Origin of the sequence: Bartonella sp. AP4SXKL (genome assembly GCF_042195845.1) — a bacterium.
GTDB lineage: Bacteria > Pseudomonadota > Alphaproteobacteria > Rhizobiales > Rhizobiaceae > Bartonella.
In genome coordinates this window covers 1-1,294 of sequence record NZ_JBHIPA010000051.1, presented here as the reverse complement: position 1 = coordinate 1,294, position 1,294 = coordinate 1, and the positions used below count along the sequence as shown (strand labels likewise).

Annotated in this window: 1 pseudogene; it reads right to left on the bottom strand. The window is 43.5% G+C overall.

Annotated elements, in window-relative coordinates:
* Positions 1–36 precede the first annotated feature (36 nt).
* Positions 37–1,294 (bottom strand): annotated as a pseudogene (locus ACFIMI_RS09595) (hypothetical protein); the annotation flags it as partial.

Here is a 1,294-nt window from a genome sequence, read left to right as displayed (position 1 = left end):
GGGGCTGGATAAAATGATGTTCTAATCAATCTCGCGTTAATTATAATAAAGTGGCTCGCTACATCCACGGGCGCCTATTTTTTCATCTTCTACATAACGAGAATGCGCAAAATTCCGTACAAGATGATCATTGTTAGAGCCACCAGTCCAATCGCCTCCTCCCAACATAACATTTATGTCTACACGTAAACTGCTTCCTTGCTCCCCTGTATGCCATTTAGTCACTGGATAACAACCAGACAAATATTGCCAAACATAACCGCAACCATCCTCACAACCGATATGCGAAATCATCCGTCTATTGTTTGTATCAACGTGTCCTCCAGACGTCTTAAGAGAAGGCGCTTGATTGCCGACAATACTGGTTGCTTGATTACTTCCATACATGCTTGGCGAAAACTCATCACTCGTCAAAAATCTCTTACTAACAGACCAAAAATCAAATGCATGATCCGCATAGCTACGACTGGTCGTAATCGGAACACCATAGGCAGACTTTGCATTTACACCTGTCCCTGATTGAAGATAAATATCAACCCAAATATTATGCCACGGATTGTAAACCATCCCTTCTGGACTACTACGTGGGCGGTGATTTAAACACCAAACAGACTTGGGCAAAACATCCCCCGCTTGATAACCCGATAAGAGATGACCTTCAATCTCACCAACATCCGCACATAGCGTATGAAATCCACCGATCTTTTCAGAATTATCCTTTGTATAGCCATCAGGAGCCGTCGGATTTTGCGAAATTTCAAAGGATAGCTCATTCGTCTGATCTTTTAAGATGAGATATATATAATAATCCTTTCCTGCTTCAAGATCTTCGTCAAAAGTCATCCTTCCACGCCCTGGAATGCGGTAAAAGAGGTACCTACCCCCATTCTCTTCACCATGATAAAAGCGAAAACATGCCCCGTCATTGATCACAAGACCTTTTCTATTTTTCGGATTGGCTTCCAGAATTCTGTCAGGTTGATGAAAACGCACATTCTCTAAAAAATTAGTGGAAAGAGAACCTACCTTACCTTGAAGTTCAGAAAGACTGTCACTGTTCCTCTGTGCCTTCTCTTGAACTTCTGTCAATGCACTCTTCGCTTCTTCCGCTAAAGCTTTTGCCTCAGAGGCGGCTGTATTCGCAGAATTTGTCGTTGCTGTCACCGTGTCTAATGAACTCTTGACCTCTCCAAGCCCTTGCTTCGTCGTATCAGCTTCTTCTTTTGCTTGCTCCGCAACACTCTTCGCTTCTTCTGCTGTCGACTTCGCAGTCTCGGCTACTTCCTTGGCTTCT